This window comes from Micromonospora sp. LOL_014 (assembly GCF_048060245.1).
Taxonomy (GTDB): domain Bacteria; phylum Actinomycetota; class Actinomycetes; order Mycobacteriales; family Micromonosporaceae; genus Micromonospora_E.
In genome coordinates, this window is sequence record NZ_JBHMIP010000008.1 from 93355 (window position 1) to 112833 (window position 19479).

General features: G+C 69.8%; 17 protein-coding genes and 1 tRNA gene. 9 read left to right on the top strand and 9 right to left on the bottom strand.

Features of this window, described 5'->3' with window-relative positions; translation table 11 throughout:
• Nucleotides 1–187: 187 nt before the first annotated feature.
• From ACFHW1_RS09315 to nagA, 3 genes are read left to right on the top strand one after another with little or no spacing between them, the layout of a single operon-like run.
• A complete protein-coding gene (locus ACFHW1_RS09315; protein ID WP_416551898.1) occupies nt 188–1120 on the top strand; it encodes an SIS domain-containing protein in 933 nt (310 codons plus the stop codon).
• The gene (locus tag ACFHW1_RS09320; protein WP_416615241.1) at nt 1117–2088 is read left to right on the top strand and encodes an ROK family protein; all 972 of its coding nucleotides are present in this window, start codon (nt 1117–1119) and stop codon (nt 2086–2088) included. The genes ACFHW1_RS09315 and ACFHW1_RS09320 overlap by 4 nt, the downstream gene beginning before the upstream one ends.
• Nucleotides 2085–3203 (top strand): N-acetylglucosamine-6-phosphate deacetylase, encoded by a 1119-nt coding sequence (nagA, locus tag ACFHW1_RS09325; RefSeq protein WP_416551900.1) that lies wholly within the window; start codon nt 2085–2087, stop codon nt 3201–3203. The genes ACFHW1_RS09320 and nagA overlap by 4 nt, the downstream gene beginning before the upstream one ends.
• A 7-nt stretch (nt 3204–3210) precedes the next feature.
• On the opposite strand, the gene ACFHW1_RS09330 is transcribed toward nagA, so the two are convergent.
• Together ACFHW1_RS09330 and ACFHW1_RS09335 are read right to left on the bottom strand one after the other, a co-directional pair.
• Nucleotides 3211–3468, bottom strand: coding sequence for a hypothetical protein (locus ACFHW1_RS09330; protein WP_416568932.1), 258 nt, complete (start codon nt 3466–3468; stop codon nt 3211–3213).
• Between the two features lie 22 nt (nt 3469–3490).
• A complete protein-coding gene (locus ACFHW1_RS09335) occupies nt 3491–3748 on the bottom strand; it encodes a hypothetical protein (protein WP_416551902.1) in 258 nt (85 codons plus the stop codon).
• 425 nt (nt 3749–4173) lie between these two features.
• Here ACFHW1_RS09335 and ACFHW1_RS09340 point away from each other — a divergent pair, with 425 nt between their 5' ends.
• On the top strand, nt 4174–4932 hold the full coding sequence (locus ACFHW1_RS09340) for an XRE family transcriptional regulator (protein WP_416551903.1): 759 nt from the start codon (nt 4174–4176) through the stop codon (nt 4930–4932).
• Between the two features lie 5 nt (nt 4933–4937).
• Complete coding sequence (locus ACFHW1_RS09345) at nt 4938–5408, top strand: NUDIX hydrolase (protein ID WP_416551904.1); 471 nt, start codon at nt 4938–4940, stop codon at nt 5406–5408.
• On the opposite strand, the gene ACFHW1_RS09350 is transcribed toward ACFHW1_RS09345, so the two are convergent.
• A complete protein-coding gene (locus ACFHW1_RS09350) occupies nt 5405–5956 on the bottom strand; it encodes an HD domain-containing protein (protein ID WP_416551905.1) in 552 nt (183 codons plus the stop codon). The genes ACFHW1_RS09345 and ACFHW1_RS09350 overlap by 4 nt on opposite strands.
• Nucleotides 5957–6691: 735 nt before the next feature.
• A complete protein-coding gene (locus tag ACFHW1_RS09355) occupies nt 6692–7462 on the bottom strand; it encodes a phosphatase PAP2 family protein (RefSeq protein ID WP_416615242.1) in 771 nt (256 codons plus the stop codon).
• A 150-nt stretch (nt 7463–7612) separates the two neighbouring features.
• On the opposite strand from ACFHW1_RS09355, the gene ACFHW1_RS09360 reads away from it, so the two are divergent.
• Nucleotides 7613–8833 carry a DUF4032 domain-containing protein gene (locus ACFHW1_RS09360; RefSeq protein ID WP_416551907.1) on the top strand — a complete coding sequence of 407 codons (1221 nt, stop codon included), beginning with the start codon at nt 7613–7615 and terminating at the stop codon, nt 8831–8833.
• A gap of 37 nt (nt 8834–8870) precedes the next feature.
• Here the strand turns inward: ACFHW1_RS09360 and ACFHW1_RS09365 are convergent, their stop codons facing one another.
• Nucleotides 8871–10622: an NAD-binding protein gene (locus ACFHW1_RS09365; RefSeq protein WP_416615243.1), complete on the bottom strand. Its 1752-nt coding sequence runs from the start codon at nt 10620–10622 to the stop codon at nt 8871–8873.
• 122 nt (nt 10623–10744) lie between these two features.
• Between ACFHW1_RS09365 and ACFHW1_RS09370 the strand changes: the two genes are divergently transcribed.
• Nucleotides 10745–12313 (top strand): FAD-dependent oxidoreductase, encoded by a 1569-nt coding sequence (locus tag ACFHW1_RS09370; protein WP_416551909.1) that lies wholly within the window; start codon nt 10745–10747, stop codon nt 12311–12313.
• Nucleotides 12314–12349: 36 nt separating this feature from the next.
• On the opposite strand, the gene ACFHW1_RS09375 is transcribed toward ACFHW1_RS09370, so the two are convergent.
• Nucleotides 12350–13054 carry a hypothetical protein gene (locus ACFHW1_RS09375; protein WP_416568720.1) on the bottom strand — a complete coding sequence of 235 codons (705 nt, stop codon included), beginning with the start codon at nt 13052–13054 and terminating at the stop codon, nt 12350–12352.
• Between the two features lie 384 nt (nt 13055–13438).
• Between ACFHW1_RS09375 and ACFHW1_RS09380 the strand changes: the two genes are divergently transcribed.
• Nucleotides 13439–13717, top strand: a complete 279-nt coding sequence (locus ACFHW1_RS09380) for a Fic family protein (RefSeq protein ID WP_416552085.1) — start codon at nt 13439–13441, stop codon at nt 13715–13717.
• Between the two features lie 664 nt (nt 13718–14381).
• Here ACFHW1_RS09380 and ACFHW1_RS09385 read toward each other — a convergent pair.
• Nucleotides 14382–14458, bottom strand: a tRNA-Thr gene (locus ACFHW1_RS09385).
• Between the two features lie 362 nt (nt 14459–14820).
• On the opposite strand from ACFHW1_RS09385, the gene ACFHW1_RS09390 reads away from it, so the two are divergent.
• On the top strand, nt 14821–15912 hold the full coding sequence (locus ACFHW1_RS09390; RefSeq protein WP_278171834.1) for an ABC transporter ATP-binding protein: 1092 nt from the start codon (nt 14821–14823) through the stop codon (nt 15910–15912).
• A 120-nt stretch (nt 15913–16032) separates the two neighbouring features.
• On the opposite strand, the gene ACFHW1_RS09395 is transcribed toward ACFHW1_RS09390, so the two are convergent.
• Nucleotides 16033–17853 carry a family 16 glycoside hydrolase gene (locus ACFHW1_RS09395; RefSeq protein WP_416615245.1) on the bottom strand — a complete coding sequence of 607 codons (1821 nt, stop codon included), beginning with the start codon at nt 17851–17853 and terminating at the stop codon, nt 16033–16035.
• A gap of 130 nt (nt 17854–17983) precedes the next feature.
• A complete protein-coding gene (locus ACFHW1_RS09400) occupies nt 17984–19336 on the bottom strand; it encodes a pectate lyase family protein (RefSeq protein ID WP_416552086.1) in 1353 nt (450 codons plus the stop codon).
• Nucleotides 19337–19479: the final 143 nt, after the last annotated feature.

Consider the following 19479-nt stretch of genomic DNA (forward strand, 5'->3'; position numbering starts at 1 on the left):
TGGTGACCAGTTTGCTGCACACTAGTGCGCGAAACGCCCGGTAGCAAAACCTCCGTCTGCGCGATCGGGCATCACCCCAGCCCGGTTGTTGCCACCCGGTCACGAGAACGCGCACAATGACGCGCGAAAAGGTGCCAGTTCGAGCCCGAACGAGCACCGCTGCTTGTCGTCAGCGAGGAGTGTCGCGATGAGCTACGTCGACGCCGAGATCGCCAGCCAGCCGGAGTGCTGGCGCCGGGCGGCCGCACAGGCCGCCGACACCCCCGCACCGGCGCTGCCCAGCCCCGGCGAGCGGGTCGCCGTGGTCGGCTGCGGCACCTCCTGGTTCATGGCGATGGCGTACGCCGGGCTGCGGGAACGCGCCGGCCACGGTGAAACCGACGCCTTCCAGGCCTCCGAGTTCCCCACCGGCCGGCACTACGACCGGATCATCGCGATCAGCCGCTCCGGCACCACCACCGAGATCACCGACCTGCTCGCCGCCGTCGACGACCCGCAGCGCACCACGGTGCTCGTCGGCGACCCCGGCTCCCCCGCCGCTCAGCTCGCCGGCCACGTCGTCGCCCTGCCGTACGCCGACGAACGGTCTGTGGTGCAGACCCGCTTCGCCACCAGCGTGCTGGCGCTGCTGCGGGCCCACCTCGGCGCGGACGTCGCGGCGATCGCCGCCGACGCCGAGGTCGCCGTCCGGGCCCGGCTGCCGATCGACCCGGCGCTGATCGACCAGGCCACCTTCCTCGGCCGGGGCTGGACCGTCGGCCTGGCCCACGAGGCGGCGCTGAAGTGCCGCGAGGCCGCCATCTTCTGGTCCGAGGCGTACCCGGCGATGGACTACCGGCACGGGCCGATCGCGATTGCCGGGCCGGGCCGGATGGTGTGGGCGTTCGGCGAGATCCCCGACCACCTGGCCGACGACGTGGCGGCGACCGGCGCGGCGTTCGTGCACAGCCGGACCAACGGCGTGTACGCCGTCCTCGACCGGTGGGCCGCCGGCCGCCGCCCGCTCGACCCGATGGCCGACCTGATCCTCGCCCAGCGGTTCGCGGTGGCCCTCGCTGCCAGCCGGGGCCTCGACCCGGACAACCCGCGCCACCTGACCCGGTCGGTCGTGCTGACGTGACCCTGGCCGGCGGAGTCGACCCGACACCGCCGGGGCCGTCCGACGAGGTCGTCATCGCGTTGGACGTCGGCGGCACCGGCATCAAGAGCGCCCTGGTCGGGCTGACCGACCGGGCGGTACGGCACACCGAGCGGCGCCCGACCGCGGCGGCCCGGGGGCCGGCCGCCGTCGTCGACACCATCTGCGACCTCGCCGGGCAGCTCGCCGACACCGCCCGCGCCGACGGGCTCACCCCGGTCGCGGTCGGCGTCGCCGTACCCGGGGTCGTCGACGAGTCGGCCGGCGTCGCGGTCTGGTCGGCCAACGTCGGCTTCCGCGACGTACCGCTGCGTGACCTGGTGGCCGCCCGGGTCGGGCTGCCGACGGCGCTCGGCCACGACGTACGGGCCGGCGGGGTCGCCGAGGCCCGGATCGGCGCCGGCCAGGGCAGCCGGCACGTGCTGTTCGTGGCGATCGGCACCGGCATCGCCGCCGCCGCCGTCGTCGACGGCACCGGCTACCCCGGCGCGCACGGCGCGGCCGGCGAACTCGGCCACGTGGTGGTCCGCCCCGACGGGCCGGCCTGCGGCTGCCGGCAGACCGGCTGCCTGGAGGCGGTCGCGTCGGCGGCGGCGATCACCCGCCGGTACGCCGACCGGGCCGGCCGCCGCACCGGCGGCGCCGCCGAAGTGGCCCGGCTGGCCGCCGCCGGCGACCCGACCGCCGGCCGGATCTGGGCCGACGCGGTCGACGCGCTCGCCGACGGCCTGCTGATCGGGCAGGCGATGTTCGACCCCGAGCTGGTGGTGCTGGGCGGTGGGCTGGCCGAGGCCGGCGACCAGCTGCTCGCCCCGCTGGACGCCGCCGTGCGCCGCCGGGCCACCTTCCACCGGCTGCCCCGGCTGGTCCAGGCCGCGCTCGGCGACGAGGCCGGCTGCCTCGGTGCCGCGCTGCTCGCGTCGGACCTGGTCGAGCGGGCCGCCCGATGAGGGTCGAGGGCCGGCTGGTCACCCCCGACGGGGTACGCGAGCACGGCCGCCTGACCATCGACGGCGACACGATCACCGAGGTGGCGACGACCGGCGGCGGCCGGGCCGGGGTACACGCGTCGGCGTCGGGCTGGACCGTGCCGGGCTTCGTCGACATCCACAACCACGGCGGCGGCGGACACACCTTCACCACCGGCGACCCCGACTCGGCCCGCCGGGCCGCCGCCTTCCACCTGGCCCACGGCACCACAAGCCTGCTGGCCAGCCTGGTCAGCTCGCCGGTCGAGCTGATGCGCGACGCCGTCACCCGGTACGCCCCGCTGGTCGCCGACGGCACCCTCGCCGGGCTGCACTTCGAAGGCCCCTACCTGTCGGTCGTACGGTGCGGGGCGCAGAACCCGGCGTACCTGCGCGACCCGGAGCCGGACGAACTGGCCGGGCTGCTCGACCTCGGCGACGGCGTGATCCGGATGGTCACCGTGGCCCCGGAGCGGGCCGGTGCGCTGGCCGCGATCGCCCGGCTGGTCGACGCCGGGGTGGTCGCCGCGATCGGCCACACCGACGCCGGCTACGACCAGACCCGGGCGGCGATCGACGCCGGAGCCACCGCCGGTACGCACCTGTTCAACGGCATGCGGCCACCGCACCACCGCGAACCCGGCCCGGTGTTCGCCCTGCTCGGCGACGACCGGGTCACCTGTGAACTGATCGCCGACGGGGTGCACCTGCACGACGGCACCCTCACCTTCGCCACGTCGGTCGGCGGCCCCGGTCGGACCGCACTGGTCACCGACGCGATGGCCGCCGCCGGCATGCCCGACGGCGCGTACGAACTCGGCGGGCAGGCGGTGACGGTGTCCGGCTCCGTCGCCCGGTTGGCCCGCGACGGGTCGATCGCCGGCAGCACGCTGACCATGGACGCGGCGCTGCGCCGGGCGGTCGCCGCCGGCATCGACATCGTCGACGCCGTACGGATGGCAGCCACCACCCCGGCGGCGACGATCGGCCTGGCCGGCACGGTCGGCGCGATCGCCCCCGGGCACCGGGCCGACCTGGTCGAGCTCGACGACAACCTGCGGGTACGCCGAGTGATGCGCGCCGGCGTCTGGCAGTGAGCCACGGTCACCGGCTGGTCAGAATGCTGGTGGGCGGCAGTCGATAGCCGATTTGCTGGCCGTAGGTCATCAGGGGGCGCAGGGTCGGCAGCAGGGTGGTGGTCTCCGAACGCCAGTGGTGTCCCCGGTTACCGTCGAGTCGGCGGTGCCGGGCGGATGTCGTCTGCCGCAGCCGTAGGGCGCGCAGTCGCTGGGACGCCGTGGACCGGCCGGAGCGCAAGTCGAGCCAGCGCAGCCACCAGTCACGCAGTACGTCGATGATCAATTTTGTTCTCCCTGGTCAACAGTCACGTCGCGGTGCGTTTGGGAAATCGGTAAAGTCCGTGGCGCTGGACGAAGATCTCCCGCCGATCGATGGCGTTGCCGTGGCGATCCATCACGTAGCCGGTGAGCCAGATCCAGCCGTCGTACGTCCACTTCCGATCCACCGCGATCACCCGGAATCGGATGCCGCGGTCGTCGGCGAACTGGACGCTCGCCTCCCGCCCGATCAGCAGCACATCTCCTGGGCTCGGTTCCGGGGTCCGGAGCAGCCGGTTGTTCACCGGGTCACCCGTCGCCACATGGCCTTTCCACGCCGTCGGCGCCTCGCTCCCTCGGCCAGGTGGCGCATCCGCAGCTGGGGCACCATCTGGACTTCACTCGGAACGACCACAGCCCCGCGCAGAAGCCGAGCAGCGCCGCCCCGACGAACGCGCCGACGCCTAGCATCGAGACTTCCAGATGGGTTGAATTGGCGTGAGGATCATGACCACCTCGTCTTCTCGTAGGTGTCGATCCACTCAGGTTCGCGCCAAGGACCGAGTGAGTACGGACCTCCTGTCCAACGCGCAACCCTTGCGGACGACTGCTCGCTGACGAGGTCCACTCTCGCCGGAGGGGAAGCCACAGCGTCACAACGCACTTTGCACGTCTAGGGACGTCCTGGTTAGGATAAAGTCGTCCCTCGAAGGGTTGCGAAGGGGTAGTCATGGCGAACGACCGTCTACGGGAAGCCGTCCTGAACGCCGGCCTGACACCGCTGAGTTTGGCTGAACGTGTCGGAGTCAGCCCCAAGACGGCCGAGCGGTGGATAACGCTCAACCGTGTCCCCTACCCACGACACCGACACGCCATCGCCGGCCTGCTGAAAGAGCGTGAGTCGTACCTCTGGCCCAACGCCGCATCACCCGAGCGCGTCGCACGGGTGGCGGAATCCGAGGTCGTGCACGTCTACTCCCGCCGGTCCGCCGTGCCGTACGACCTGTGGCGGCGACTGATCGAGCAGTCCAGCGAACGAATCGGCATTCTCGTCTACGCCGGCCTGTTCCTACCGGAACTGGTGCCTACCCTGATCCGAGACCTTCAAGAAAGGGCGCTAGCCGGTGTCGACGTCCGACTACTCCTCGGCAACCCGGAGTCGGAGGCCGTGGCCCAGCGAGGAGCCGAGGAGGGGATCGGCGACGCAATAGCGGGCAAGGTGCGCAACGTGATGGCCTTCTACAATCAGCTCCAGGACGTGCCAGGTGTACATGCCCGGTTCCACAGCACGACTCTCTACAACTCGATTTACCGGTTTGACAACGAGATGCTTGTCAACACGCACGCCTACGGGTTCCCCGCCGCACATGCCCCGGTCTTCCATCTCCGGCGGCTCTCCGGGGGCGATCTGTTCGACACCTACGCTGACAGCTTCGACCGCGTCTGGTCCAGCGCCGCACCGATCTGGCCCCCGCCCGTGGCAGGCTAGGAGCCGTGGCCAGGACCGAGCACTTCAACAACCCGGACGCCCCTCGACCGAACTCGATCGTTGTCGCTGTGACCGCCTTCGTCCTCGACGCGGACAACCGCGTTCTCCTGGTACGACGCACAGACAACGACCTGTGGGCGCTACCGGGCGGGGCGCAGGACTTCGGCGAGTACATCGCCGAGACAGCCGTGCGTGAGACCAAGGAGGAAGCCGGGGTTGACATCGAGGTGACCGAGATCGTCGGCCTCTACACCAACCCGAACCATGTCATCGAGTACAGCGATGGCGAGGTACGGCAGCAGTTCTCCATCTGCTTCCGCGCCCGGTACCTGTCTGGCGAACCCACCACAAGCGACGAGTCGTCCGAAGTCCGATGGGTCGCCAAGGATGAGCTGAGCACGCTGACGATCCATCCGTCCATGCGGCTGCGCATCGATCACGGCTACGAGGGGCGTTCGAAGCCGTACATCGGTTAGGACACCGCGAGCCGACCCGTGGTGCGCTCGACGGCTTCCAGCAGTGTCGGTCTGGCCCGTACCCAGAATCTGGTGACCAGGTGATCCGGGCCATAGCGTTGCTCGATCTCCGCCAGCCGGTCCGCAACGGCGACGTCGTGTCCGTCCGGGCCGGTCGTCATGTCCGCGTACCAGAGGGCATCAGCCGTGAGCGACTGTTCCTGCGGGAACTCAGCGGCCAACTCGTCCCGAAGGCCACGTTCCTCCGCCTCGAACAACGCGCACGAGTGATGAGCCACCAGAGCGGCCACGCGATCGGACACCCCGACACGACGCAGCCACCGCCCGCCATCGAGAGCGTGCAGGCCGGTATCCGCCACGCCAGGGGCGTACCCGACATCGTGCAGCCACGCGGCAGCGACGAGAACCTCAGCGTCCGTCGGGTCCAGGACATGACTGACCTCGCCGGCCTTCCCGGCAACGGCCTGCACATGACGCCAGCGCCGAGGTAGAGCAGCAGCTAACTGTTCCTCGGCAAGCTCAGCCGCTCGCGCCACCAGTCCCGACATACCCGAGAGCGTACGGCGGCCCTAGAAGTCCCGACCGGCTTACGGCGGTCGGTTACGCGCCCGGTGCCGGCCGCCCGCCCGCCGCCGACTGCCGATGTTCAGCACGTGTGGTGTTGGGCCGGCCACCAGCCGGGGCGCGGAGTGGCCGAGCGCACGCCGCGCCGATCGCACGGGAGCCGGGCGCGTGCGGGGTTGCGGTCGCTGCGCCTCCGGCGGGGGCGCTCCGGCTTCAGGAATGGACGGGCCGCCGTCGGCTCGCGGTCCGTGGGTGGTGACGGTGGGGAGCCATTCCGCCCGCCGTCGACCCGGGCGAGCCGAGCAGACCACTGACCGACCCGCCAGCGTCCGTACGCACGTCAAGGCCGTCTTGACGTGGCGGGCCGGGCGGGCGGCCCGCTCCACGGTGTGCGGGGTCGACGGCAGACGGGATGGGGGGTGGATGCCCCCTATCGCTTCTCGCATTGCAGAGAGGGAGGCCCCGAGATGGTGATCTTGGCTCGTCCTCCGCAGCGAGCTACCCGGAGACCGGTGTGCCAAGTCCGACCTGCACGTGACTGACCTCGCCGGCCTTCCTGGCAACGGCCTGTACATGACGCAGGCTCAGCCGCTCGCGCCACCAGCCCCGACATATTCGAAGCGTACGGCGTCCCTAGACGGGCTAAGGTGCGGGTCAGGGGCCAGGTGAGGCGTGCAGCCCGCAACTCGACGCGGCACCGAACAGCGAGGGCTTACTGGTTAGAAGAGCCCGGCCTGGCGGTCCAGGCCGCCGGGCAGCGCCGGCAGCCGTACGGTGTCCCACGGCACCCGCTGCAGCAGGCGCAGCAGCAGCCAGCCGAGCAGCAGCCCGGCGACCGAGTCGGTCAACCAGTGGTAGCCGAGGTAGACCGTGCTGCAGAACAGGACCGCCGCCGGCAGCAAGCGCAGCGCCAGGTAGCCGGGAAACGGCCGCCGGGCCGGGACCTGCCGGCCGTACGACCGCAGCAGACCGGTGATCAGCAGGGCGATCACCGCGTACCAGACGATAGCGTTGGTGACGTGCCCGGACGGGTACGCCGTCGCCGGGGTCGCCTCGGTGAACAGCCGCTCCGGGAACGGGTCGTCGAAGTTGTGCGGGTAGCCCCGGGGCAGCAGCACCTTCATCGCGCCGACGCTGAGGTAGGTCGCCACCACCGCGCCGAGCGCCGGCAGCAGCGGGCGCACCGAGCGGACCCGCCGGGCCAGCCAGAGCGCCAGCACGGTCGAGACCGGGATCAGCAGCCAGCCGCCCTGGCCGAAGAAGTTGAGCACCCGGGCAGCCCAGTAGGCCACCGGCGGCCGGTGCGCGTCGACCCAGTCCCGTACCGCCAGGTCGGTGTCGAGAAACACACCGGCGGCGAGCGCCCCGGTCAGCCCGGCCAGCGCGGCCAGCAGCACCGCGTCGAGCCACCAGCCGGCCGGCGTCGGCCCGGGCCGGCGCGGCGCGGCGGGCAGCGGCGCGGACGGGCGGGTGGCGGTCGGCTCGGGCACGCCGGCCAGGTTACCGAACCGACGCGGTGACGATGTCGTGTCGCTACGGCGACAGCTTGACGGCGGGACCACCACAAAAACCCTGAATATGGATCAAATCAACAGTGTTAGCCGAGCCACGGCAGGGGGCATCGCGGCGTCGTACCCGTCATGCTTGATCCCGTGCGGATCACCTCGGCCCTTGTGGACCCGGCGCTGCTCGACCTGCCCTGGTCGACACCGCTGGAGCAGTGGCCTGCCGACCACCTGGTGGCACTGCCGCAGGGCATCTCCCGGCACGTCGTCCGGTTCGTCAAACTCGCCGGCACCGTCTACGCCGTGAAGGAGACCGGCGAACGGGTCGCCGAACGCGAGTACGACCTGCTGCGCGCCCTGGAGCGGATCGACTTCCCGTCGGTCGAGGCGGTGGCGATCGTCGCCGACCGCACCGACGCCGACGGCGAGCCGCTCGACCCGGTGCTGATCACCCGGCACCTGCAGTTCTCGCTGCCGTACCGGGCGCTGTTCTCCAACCAGCTGCGCCCGGAGACCCTGGCCCGACTGCTCGACGCGCTCGCCGCGCTGATCGTCCGGATGCACCTGACCGGCTTTTTCTGGGGTGACTGCTCGCTGTCCAACACGTTGTTCCGCCGCGACGCCGGCGCGTTCGCCGCGTATCTGGTCGACGCCGAGACCGGGGCGCTGCGGCCGGGCCTGTCCAACGGGCAACGCGGCGAGGACCTGGAGATCGCCCGGGTCAACATCTTCGGCGAGGCCCTCGACCTGCAGGCCGCCGGCCTGCTGCACGAGTCGATCGACCCGGAGACCGTCGCCGACGAGGTGGTCACCCGCTACGAACGGCTGTGGCACGAGATCACCTACGAGCAGCACATCGAACGGGAGTCCCGGCACGACATCGAACGGCGGATCCGCCGGCTCAACGAACTCGGCTTCGACGTCGCCGAGGTGGCGATGTCGGTCGTCGACCGCGGCTCCTACCTGGTCCGGCCGAAGGTGGTCGACGCCGGCTACCACAGCCGACGGCTGCTGCGGCTGACCGGCCTGGACGCAGAAGAGAACCAGGCCCGCCGGCTGCTCAACGACCTCGACGCGCACCGGGCGGAGAGCGACCTGACCGACGAGCAGCAGGCCGCGCACCGCTGGCTGACCGAGGTCTTCGAGCCGGTGGTCCGCGCCGTCCCGGCCCACCTGCGCCGCAAGGTCGAGCCGTCGGAGCTGTTCGCCCAGGTCATCGAACACCGGTGGCGGCTGTCCGAGGAGGCCGGCCGGGACGTGGGGCTGGCCCCGGCGGTCCAGTCGTTCCTGGCCGACGTGCTGGTGCACTACCCGGATGAGCAGGCGGTGCTCGGCACCGAGGTGCCGGCCGCCTGACCGACCCGGCCCTGATCAAGGGCCTGCCCGGCCCGGGTCAGGGTGCCGGCTCGGCGTCGTCGACCGCTTCGGTGGCCTGCTTGAGCAGCCAGCTCAGCCCGGACCGGCGGGCCACCACGGTGATCCGGTCCCGGGCCCGCAGCCGGAATCCCGACGCCGGCAGCCACACCGGTCCGGGTTCGCCGAACTGCGCGAACGCGATCACCCGTACGCCCGGATTGTCGCCGGCAGCGGCGAGTGACCCGCCGTCCAGCGCCGACCCGGCGGCGACGATCACCTCGGCGACCAGCAGCACGTGCCGGCCGACCGGGATGGTCGCGATCACCTCGCGGTCCATCAGCGCGGCGGCGAACGCCGGTGCCGCCAGGTACGACACGCTGCGGGATATGCCGATGTTGAAGGTGCGCTGGATCCGGCTGGCGAAATCGCCGTCGAACAGCCGCAGCACGACGTGCACGTCGCTGTGGATCTCCCGGGCGTACAGCGCCGCCTGCAGGTTCGTCACGTCGTCGGTGGAGACGATCACCAGCGCACGGCAGGTCGCCACCGAGGCGGCGCGCAGCGTCTCCTCCTGGGAGCCGTCGCCGACGATCAACGGAATGTCCAGCTCCCGCGCGACCGAGACGCCCCGCGCGTCCGGGTCCTTGTCGACCCCGACCACCTCGACGCCGAGGTCGTGCAACTGCCACATCACCCGGGTGCCGACATTACCGAGCCCGACGACCACCACGTGCCCGGCCCGCTCCGGCCGGGTCTGCCGGTCGGCGATCGCCAGTCGGGCGTTCACCAGACCGTCCACCACGGCGGCGGTGAGCAGCGGGATCAACGCCAGCCCGGCCAGGCTGAGCACCACCTGCATCACCTGTACGGCGGCCGACTTGCCCAGGTCCGGATCGGCGCCGCTGAGCGTCATCACCACGGTCAGGTAGACCGCCTCGGCGACGCTCACCCCCTCGGCACGTGACAGCAGCATGCCGAAGACCACCACCACCGCCAGTACGCCGAGCGTGGCCATCCCGATCTTGCGGGTGGCGAAGGACCGCAACGCCCGGACCGGGTCCCGCCACAGCCGGGCGCGCTGGCGGGCCCGGACGATCCGACGGGCCGCCCGGGCCGGCGTCAGCTGGCTGCCGGCCGCCTCGGCCAGCACCAGATCGGCGGTGTGCTGGTCGGCCGGCAGCACCCGAGGGCTGCCGGCGTCGCTCAGGTCGGCCAGCCCGCAGATGACGTGCTCGGGGCGGACCTCGTCGCGCTGCGCCACATGCAGCGTCCGGCCGCCATGGCGGAAGTGGGTCGGCGACACCACCCCGAGGGCTGCCGCGACAAACGCAGGTGCCGCCATCGACGCGTCGGACAGCACCTCGCAGTCGGCGAACAGCCGCTTCACCCGGCTACCCAGCCGGGTGTTGAACATCCGCATCACCACCCGCAGGTCTGGCTCGACCTCCTGGGCGCACAGCGCGGCGTTGATGTTGCCGACGTCGTCCTGGTTGAGCAGCGCCAGGCCGCGCGCGCCGGCCAGCCCGGCGCTGCGGAACGTCTGCTCGGTGAGCCGGTCGGCCCGCAGCAGCCGGATCCCTTTGATCGACCGCATGTCCGGGCCGTCCGGCCGGGGCCGGGTCGGCACGATGACCGTCACCGTGGCGGCCGCCGCCACCAGCTCGCCGACCAGCCGGTAGGCCAGCGGGTCGTGCCCGCAGACGACGTAGTGCGGCCGGTTGTCGCCGTTGCTGCGCAGCCGACCGCCGACGGCGCGGCGGGCGCGGTCACGCCACGGGTCGACAGCCATGGTCCGGATGGTAGCCACCGACGGCACGCGCGGGGTGACCCCAAAGTCGCCTCCCCGCCCGACCGGACCGGCACACTGGACCCCGACACCGGACCCATCACCGCGGGCGGGAGGACGAACTCTTGGGACTGTCCCGAACGGTCGGCCGGCTCTTCGGCGTACGGTCCGAGCTGGTCCGGGCGGATCCGGCCGGCACCGACCGGGTGGCCGCCGGCACCGACGCGCTGGTCGTCGGCGGCGGCATCGCCGGCATGTGCGCGGCGATCGTCCTCGCCGAACGCGGCGTACGGGTCACCGTACTGGAAGGCGCCGCCCAGCTCGGCGGACGGCTGGCCGCCTGGCCGGAGACGCTGACCGACGGTACGGTCCAGCCGGTCGACCACGGTTTTCACGCGTTCTTCCGCCAGTACTACAACTGGCGGGCGATCCTGCGCCGGGCCGACCCGACGCTTGGCATGCTGCGGCCGGTCGACGGCTATCCGGTGTGGTCGGCGCAGTGGCCGCCGGAGGAGTTCGGCCGGCTGCCGACCACACCGCCGCTGAACCTGCTGGCGCTGTTGCTGCGCAGCCCGAGCCTGCGGCTGCGCGAACTGCGCGAGATGGACCGTCGGGCGGCAATGCCGCTGCTGGCCTACCATCCGGATCGGACGTACGCCGAGCTCGACCAGCGGAGCGCCGCCGAGGTGCTGGACTCGCTGCGGCTGCCGGACCGGGCCCGCGCCATGCTGTTCGAGGTCTTCTCCCACTCGTTCTTCAACCACGAGCGGGAGTTGTCGGCGGCCGAGCTGGTGACCAACTTCCACTTCTACTTCCTGGGTAATCCGGAAGGGCTCGGCTTCGACGCGCCGGAGCAGGACTACGACGCCGCGATCTGGCAGCCGCTGCACGAACATCTGCGCCGGCACGGCGGCCGGGTGGTCACCGGCGACGCGGTACACACCGTCATCCCCCGGCGGGCCAACGGTTGGCAGGTGCGGTGCGCCTCCGGAGCCGCGCACACCGCCCGGTACGTGGTGCTGGCCGTCGACCCGCCGGCGCTGCGCACGCTGCTGGCCGGCTCGCCACGGCTGGCCGAGGCCGCGCCGACGCTGGCCGAGCGGGTCGGCACGCTGGTCGACGCTCCGCCGTACGCGGTGGCCCGGCTCTGGTTGGGTGGCGACGTCGCACCCGACCGGCCGGTGTTCAGCGGGGTCTCCCGCCAGCCGACCCTGGACTCGGTCACCCTCTACCACCGGCTGGAGCGTCAGGCGCGGCAGTGGGCGCAGCGCAGCCGGGGCGCGGTGCTCGAACTCCACGCGTACGCCTGCCCGGAGCAGGTGCCGGCGGAGGTGCTGGCCGACCGGATGCGCGCCGAGTTGGCGTCGCTGTGGCCGGAGGTGGCCGACCTGCCGGTGCTGGAGTCACGGGCGCGGGTCGAGGCGCAGGCCCCGGCGTTTCCGCCCGGGGCGGCGGCGGGGCGGCCCGGTGTGGTCACCGACGCGGACGGGTTGTTCCTGGCCGGCGACGGGATCGACACTGATCTGCCGAGCGCTCTGATGGAACGGGCAGCGGTGACCGGGATCCTGGCCGCGAACCACATCCTGCGTCGGGAGGGCGCGGCCACCGAGCCGCTGCGGACAATCCGGCGGTACGGGCTGTTGGCGCGGGCGCCGCACTCGTCGGCCCCGCCCGGCGTCGACCCGCCGCAGTAGTAGTGCGGCGGGTCGACGACGTCAGGCAGTGCTCCGTCAGCTGGTCTGCTCGACCGCGTCGCGGATCTCGACGAGCGAGCCGGCGGCTTCCTCGCCGGTGCTGAAGTAGAACACGTACATCACCAGCGCGCCGCGGCTCGCCCAGACGCAGACCCCGCCGGGGATGCCTTCCAGGTCGGCGTCGCCGCACCGCGCCGACCCGCCCTTCGGACCGGCGTCGACATCGGTGACGTTGGTCATCCCGAGGCCCGTCGCGTCGCCTTCGGTGGCGTCGGCCAGCTCCTGGTCCGGGTCGGCCATCACGCCGGAGACGCCGGCGATCATCACCAGGTTCTCCTGCTCGATGTCGCCGTAGAAGGCGCCGATGCTGCTGGTCGACTCGGGCACGTCGGCGGCCAGCCCAGTGGCCACCTCCTCGGCGAGACCCTGGAAGGTCGGGTCGGTGTTCAGCTCGCGGCCGGCCAGGGTGTCCGGGGTGACCAGCCGGGTCTGGGTCGCTTCGATGACCTCACCGACGGTGTCCCGGACGAGGAAGAAGGTCACGGCCGCGCCGCCGAGGCAGAGCACCAGCACGGCGGCGAGGGCGATCAGGATGATCCGGCCCGCCTTGGACTTCTTGGGCGGCGGGGCCATCGGAACGCCAGGCTGGCCGGCGTAGGCCGGCCCGGGAGCGGCTCCAGCCGGCGGCACCGGCTGCCCGGCGGGCGCGCCCGGGTACTGCGGCTGAGAGGGGTCAGACATGTTCTACCTACTTCTGATGAGGGCCCCGTGACTCCTGACCGGCAGGCGGCTCGGAGCTTTCCTGGCAACCCGCTGTACGCGGGGCCGGCCGATCGTAGCGGTGGGCGGCGACAACTGAGTCGCCCGACAGGAACCGACGGGGTGGAATCACCACCGAACCGTTACCCGGGGCAGGAGCCACGCCACGACAGCCAGCACCAACCCTCAGCCACCAACTGCAGTCGTTACCGATACGCAACGTCATCTTCTGTGGTCGGGCACCGGTTGAGCCTGATGCCAGAGGTGAATCAGGATGCGCTTGTGGCATCAGGTCCACAGGAGCACCTTGGGTCGGCGGCGACGCCGCTGTTGCCGTCGCTGGAGCCTTGAGCCAGCGCGGTAACGATCCATGATCGCATCAGCCACGAGGGCATGTCACACATCGGCCGAGGACGCCCCCCGAAACACGCCACCGGCACATGCAGCTCGCTTCGTTCACCTCCAGGAATTGATCTCAGGGCAAGACTTCAAGACCTTCTCTACTGGATGACAGATAGCGAAGTACTGGAAGAAGTAGATCCGGTTGTAGCAGCAGCAGTCGCCCACTATCAGTTTGAAACACTACATCCTTTTCATGACGAAACGGCAGAACCGGGCGATTCCTCATCGTTGCACACCTGCTGAAACAGGGGGTTCTACTTGAACCCACACTCACCGCCTCCCCTTGGTTCGAGGCTAGGCGAACCGAATACTACGACCACCTTCTTGCAGTCAGCACAAATGGCGACTGGGGTTGCCCATGTAAACGCAGGCGGCCTTGAGTCTTCCGCCAACATCACTCACAAAAAATGCTCAAACTCGTCGAAGCCCGTGAACACATGAAGGAGGCGATCAGAAATTCGACACTCAGAGCGGACACTGCCCACGCGCTCGTCAATTTCGCGATCGCGCATATCGCATTCACGGTCAGATTGACACAAAAAGAACTTGGAATATATTACGGCCGCGCAAACGTATTGGTACAACAACTGGTTGACCTCGGCATGTTGGCCCCACTAGCATCAATCAAGCCACACGACTCGTCGGTTCTATGCACCAGACGCATTCTCGGTACTTGTGGACTTGAAAAATATCGTTGGGTTGGCCTGTTGACCTTCGCTGGCAGGTGGCCTCGAGGGGTCAGCGGTACAGCACACCTGCACGCGCCGTGCGCGCAACCGCCCCGGCAGGCACGCACAGGGTCTGCTCAAGTCTGCCGAGGGTGACCGGCTGCACCTGCGGTACGAGCCCAGCGCCGCTGTCACGGCGACCCGCCGTGCGTCGCACGGCGGGACCTGCGCGGCAGTGCTGGAGCCCCCGGCCGGGCTCGAACCGGCGACATCTCGCTTACAAGGCGAGTGCTCTGGCCAACTGAGCTACAGGGGCAGCGTTCGTTCAGCGTCAGCATAGCCACTGACGTGGCGATACCGCCGCATCGGCCGGTCTGTCCGATCGATCTCTCCCGTTCTGCGTACGGTGTCCGTCGCTGCGGCGGTCGCCGTGGACCGCCGGCCAAGGGTGACGAACAGTGGCATACCCCACGTCGATGTCCGTTTTGGCCAGTTATCGGAGGTAGTTGCGGGCCGTCCCGGTCTTGGCAGCCAGGCAAATCCCGTTTACCGTGGCGTGACACGCGCAACACGTCGCCCCGGCGGCTACGGGTACGCGTGGGCCGGCGCTCGGAGCGTCGGTCGCTCCTTCACTCGGATCGTCCGGCACGTTCCTGCCGGTGAAAGGAAGCACTGACCATGGCTACGGTCACCTACGACCAGGCGTCCCGCATCTACGCGGGCACCGAGCGACCCGCTGTCAACAAGCTCGACCTCGAGATCGGCGACGGCGAATTCCTCGTACTGGTCGGCCCCTCCGGTTGCGGTAAGTCCACCAGCCTGCGGATGCTCGCCGGCCTGGAGGACGTCGACGAGGGCCGCATCCTCATCGACGACCGCGACGTCACCCACCTGCCGCCCAAGGCCCGCGACATCGCAATGGTCTTCCAGAACTACGCGCTCTACCCGCACATGACGGTGTACGAGAACATGGCCTTCGCGCTGAAGCTGCGCCGGACCTCGAAGTCGGAGATCGACCGCCGGGTCAAGGAAGCCGCCGCACTGCTGCAGCTGGAGGAGTACCTCAACCGCAAGCCGAAGGCGCTCTCCGGTGGTCAGCGCCAGCGGGTCGCGATGGGTCGGGCGATCGTCCGGGAGCCGCAGGTCTTCCTGATGGACGAGCCGCTGTCGAACCTCGACGCGAAGCTGCGGGTGCAGACCCGTACCCAGATCGCCTCGCTGCAGGCCAAGCTGGGGGTCACCACCGTCTACGTCACCCACGACCAGGTCGAGGCGATGACGATGGGCCACCGGGTGGCGGTGCTGCTCGACGGCGTACTGCAGCAGGTCGACACCCCGCGGAACCTGTACGACGTACCGGCGAACGTCTTCGTCGCCGGCTTCATGGGCTCGCCCGCCATGAACATCAAGACCGTCCCGCTGACCGAGCAGGGTGCCGTCTTCGCCGACCTGGTCGTCGAGCTGAGCCGCGAGCAGGTCGAGGCGGCCAAGGCCAACGGCGGCGGCAACAAGGTCACCGTCGGGTTCCGTCCCGAGGACTGCGACCTGGTCGGCGCCTCCGAGGGCGGCATGCCGATGTCGGTCGAGTTGGTCGAGGACCTCGGCTCGGACGCCAACGTCTACGGCTACGCGACGCTCGACGGCAGTTCGGAGCGGTTCGTGGTGCGGACCGACCGCCGGCACATGCCGCGGATGAACGACACCGTCTTCGTCCGACCCCGGCCGGGCCAGCACCACGCCTTCCACGCCGCCAACGGCCAGCGGCTCTGACCACCGCCGCCCCGGCTGGGAGTCACGACGTTTGATTCGTCGCGTGCGGCCGGTCTTCCCAGCTGGGAAGACCGGCCGCACACTTTCCGGTGGACGGTCCTGGTCAGTGGACGAAGCCGGTCACGGTGTCACCACCCGTCCCCCGAAGGTGACCACGAGACGACCGTCCGAGGCGAACGACCAGCCCAACGAGCCCGAGTATGCCGAGCACCGGGGGCCGTTCGAGCCGGACCAGAACTGGTTCGAGCTGTCTGAGTTGCCGATGATCCGGTCGTTCGAGCCGCTGTCGCACGACGTGTTCCCACGGAACACCGAGCTACCACCGTCGAAGTTGAAGTTGCGCTCCTCGCTACCGATGCTGACGTTGTTCGACACCGTCATCGTGCCGAGGTTCCGGTTGTACGTGAACCCGTGCTTGCCGTTGCGGTACGCGATGTTGCTCCGGATGGTGTGATTGACGCCGATGTCCTCGCCGCCGAGCTTGTAGCCGTTGCGGTCGCCGTCGCCGGCCTGACCACCGTTGCTGAGCGTGCCGTTGTCGTACGCCAGGGAGTGCTCGATCGTCACCGCGCCGATCGGTCCGGTGTCACTCTTGGTGTAAAGGTCGTACCCGTCGTCGATGTTGTTGTGCGCCACGGTGTAGCGGAAGACGTTGCCGGGACCGACGGTGAGCTTCGGGGCGAATCCGTCGGCGTCCTCACCGTCAGAGTCGACATTGTCGTGCGACACCGAGCTCAACACCAGGTTGTTTGACGGCCACTGGTCGCGCGGTGCTCCGGCGATGAGCCGCGACAACTGCAGGCCGGTGTCCCGGTTGTGCCGGGTCACCACCCGTTCGATGATGTTGTGGTTGCCAGCGAGCAGGATCCCGTTGTCGCCGGCCCGTTCGACGATGATGCCGTATACGTGCCAGTAGGACCCGCCGATCGCCAGCCCACGGTTGGCCGAATCCTCACTCTGTGCCGAGAAGTTCAGGATCGGCGTCTCGCCCGGGTAGGCGTACAGATTCTTACGGGCACTGGGCGTACCGCTGTTGCCCTGACCGATGGTGGTGGTCTGCGAGTATCGGTAGGTGCCGCCACGCAGGTAGATCGTGCCGCCGGGGGCGACCCGGGTGATCGCCGAGGTGAGCGTCGTCGGGTCGGACACCGTCCCGGACGCGCTGTCGCTACCGTTCGGCGCAACGTACAGGGTGTCACCGGACGGCGGCGGGCTGGTCGGCGGCGCGGTCGTGGGCGGCGCGGTGGTCGGCGGCGGGCTGGTCGGCGGCGCGGTGGTCGGCGCGGGGGTCGTGGGTTCCGGTACGGAGCCGAGAGTGTCCACCCTGACGTCGTCGTAGCTGGCCCCGGCGTAGCCGGTGACCAGGGCTATCCGGCCGGAGTCGTATGAGTCGTCGCTGCCGGAGCCGATCTGGCTGCCGTCGACGTAGCCGCGGACGGTGCTGCCACTCGACTCGATCCGCAGGGTGTACCAGGTGCCGGTGGCCACGCTCAGTGCCGCCGAGCCGAGCACAGTGATCTGGCTGCCGTTGACCACCTGCAGCTCGGCGCGATTGTTGCTGGTCAGCGCCAACCGGTACATCCTGGTGTTGCTGGTGACCCGGGAGGCGATGCCGACGAATCGGTCGGATCCGTTGAACGACAACGGCTTGACTCTGGCCTGCAGTTGGTAGTCGGTCCAACTGGTGCTGCCGGCGAAGAACCGGGCCAGGTTGCTGCCGGTGTTGTCCTGCCGTAGCACCTGGCTGCCGTCGGAGACGACCTCCCAACTGCCGCCCGACTTGGACCAGCCGCTGGTGCCGCCGCTTTCGAAGTCGGCCTGGAACAACGTCGCGGCGTGAGCGTTGCCGCTGGTCGCCGCGAGGACCAGCGTCGCGGTGACCGCGCTCGCGCCCAGCGTGGCCAACAGCCCACGACGGCGTCCGCTCGTTCTGCTCTGCACGTGCGCTCCTTCGGTTGGCACCACGCCGGTGGCGGTGCGGATAAAGGGGTGGGCCGGCGGGCGTCTCGCCGGCCCACCCCGCTTGTGACCCGGCCAGGCTGGTCAGTCAGACCGGCAGCCTGCCGACAGGTCAGACCGGGAGCTTGCCGGCGCCTGCGGTAAGCCGGGTGTAGATCGGGACGACGGCGGCGGGCAGCACTGGCCCGTGCCGCAGGGTCGGGGTCCAGCCAGCGTCGTCGCCCAGGTCCGGGTCGTTCGCCGCGTTGTACGCGTCGAGCAGGCTGGCCGGGCGCAGCGGCCGGTGACCCTGCCCGACCCAGCTGCCCTTCTCGGTCAGCACGGTGCCGCCCCAGTCGTGCAGCAGGTCGGCGGTGTCGATCCCGGAGCCCAGCCGGAACGAGTTGTTCTCCAGGTACGGTGCGCCCTGTACGCCTACTCCGACGGCGTACTCGAAATCGTCGCCGAACAGGTCGTAGTGGTTGTTGTAGACGTCGATCTGACCGAACCGGATCCGGGGCAGCCGTTGCAGGCTGCCATCGAAGACGTTGTGGTGCAGGGTGACGTTGAGCCGGCCGACGTCCGGGCCGACAGTGTTCGACGAGCCGATCAGCATGACCTTGTCCCGGCCGTCGAACCGGTTGTAGGAGACGGTCACCAGGCTGGCTGTGTGGGTGATGTCGAGCGCTCCGTCGTGCACCTGCAGCGGCCGGCCAAAGTGGATCGGTTGGGCGCTGTCCGGGTTGTCGCCGTCGGTGAAGGTGTTGTGGTCGACCCAGACATTCTCTGAGCGACGCACCGACATCAGGTCGAACTGGGAGTTCCAGTTGCCGGCGTCGCCGTCATCCGGCGACCAGGCGGGAAAGCAGTCGTACGCGTCGTCGAAGACGATGTTGCGGACGATGACGTTCCGGACGCTGTCCACCATCAGGGTCAGGTTTTCCAGCCGGGCTCCGCGCAGCCCGATGATGGTGGTGTTGGCTCCGACGTTGATCTGGGTGTACCGGGTCTGGTTGGTGACCGACCGTCGACGGGCGTCCTCGAGCGGGCCACTCGGGTCGTTCTCGTATCCCCAGACGGCCGGGTCGTAGGTGACCAGGAACTCGTCGAAGTCGTACTCGGGGTCGGCGAGGTCAGCGCAGGTCAGCAGGTTGCCGTCCGGCCCTTCGAAGCCGTTGACCGTGCCCTTGATGTAGATGATCTTCGGGGTGTCGTTGTTCCGGTTGGTGGCGTTGTCGCCGCCGAGGGCGTCGATCAACTCGGCTCGGCTGTCGACCACGTGGACGTTGTCCTGGCTGGCCGCCGATCCTCCGGTGGTGCCGGCACCGGCGGCCGCCCAACCGTCGTTCGGTGGCAACGCCTGGCGGCCCAGCGACCGGGCCGTCCAGGACAGCCGGTCGGAACCGGTGTCCCGGCCGGCGGCGGCCGGGGCCGGCAGCACCGCCACGATCGCGATTCCGGCAACAGCGGCAGTCAATCTCCTCAGTCGCATTACCACACTCCGCAAACTATTGTCTGGACTCGATCACGTAACACTGACGCAATCTTCCTGAACCCAAACGATAAGTTTCATCACGAAATGTGTCAATGCAAGTTGTTTGCAGATTGTTTGCATTGCATTCGGGCGAG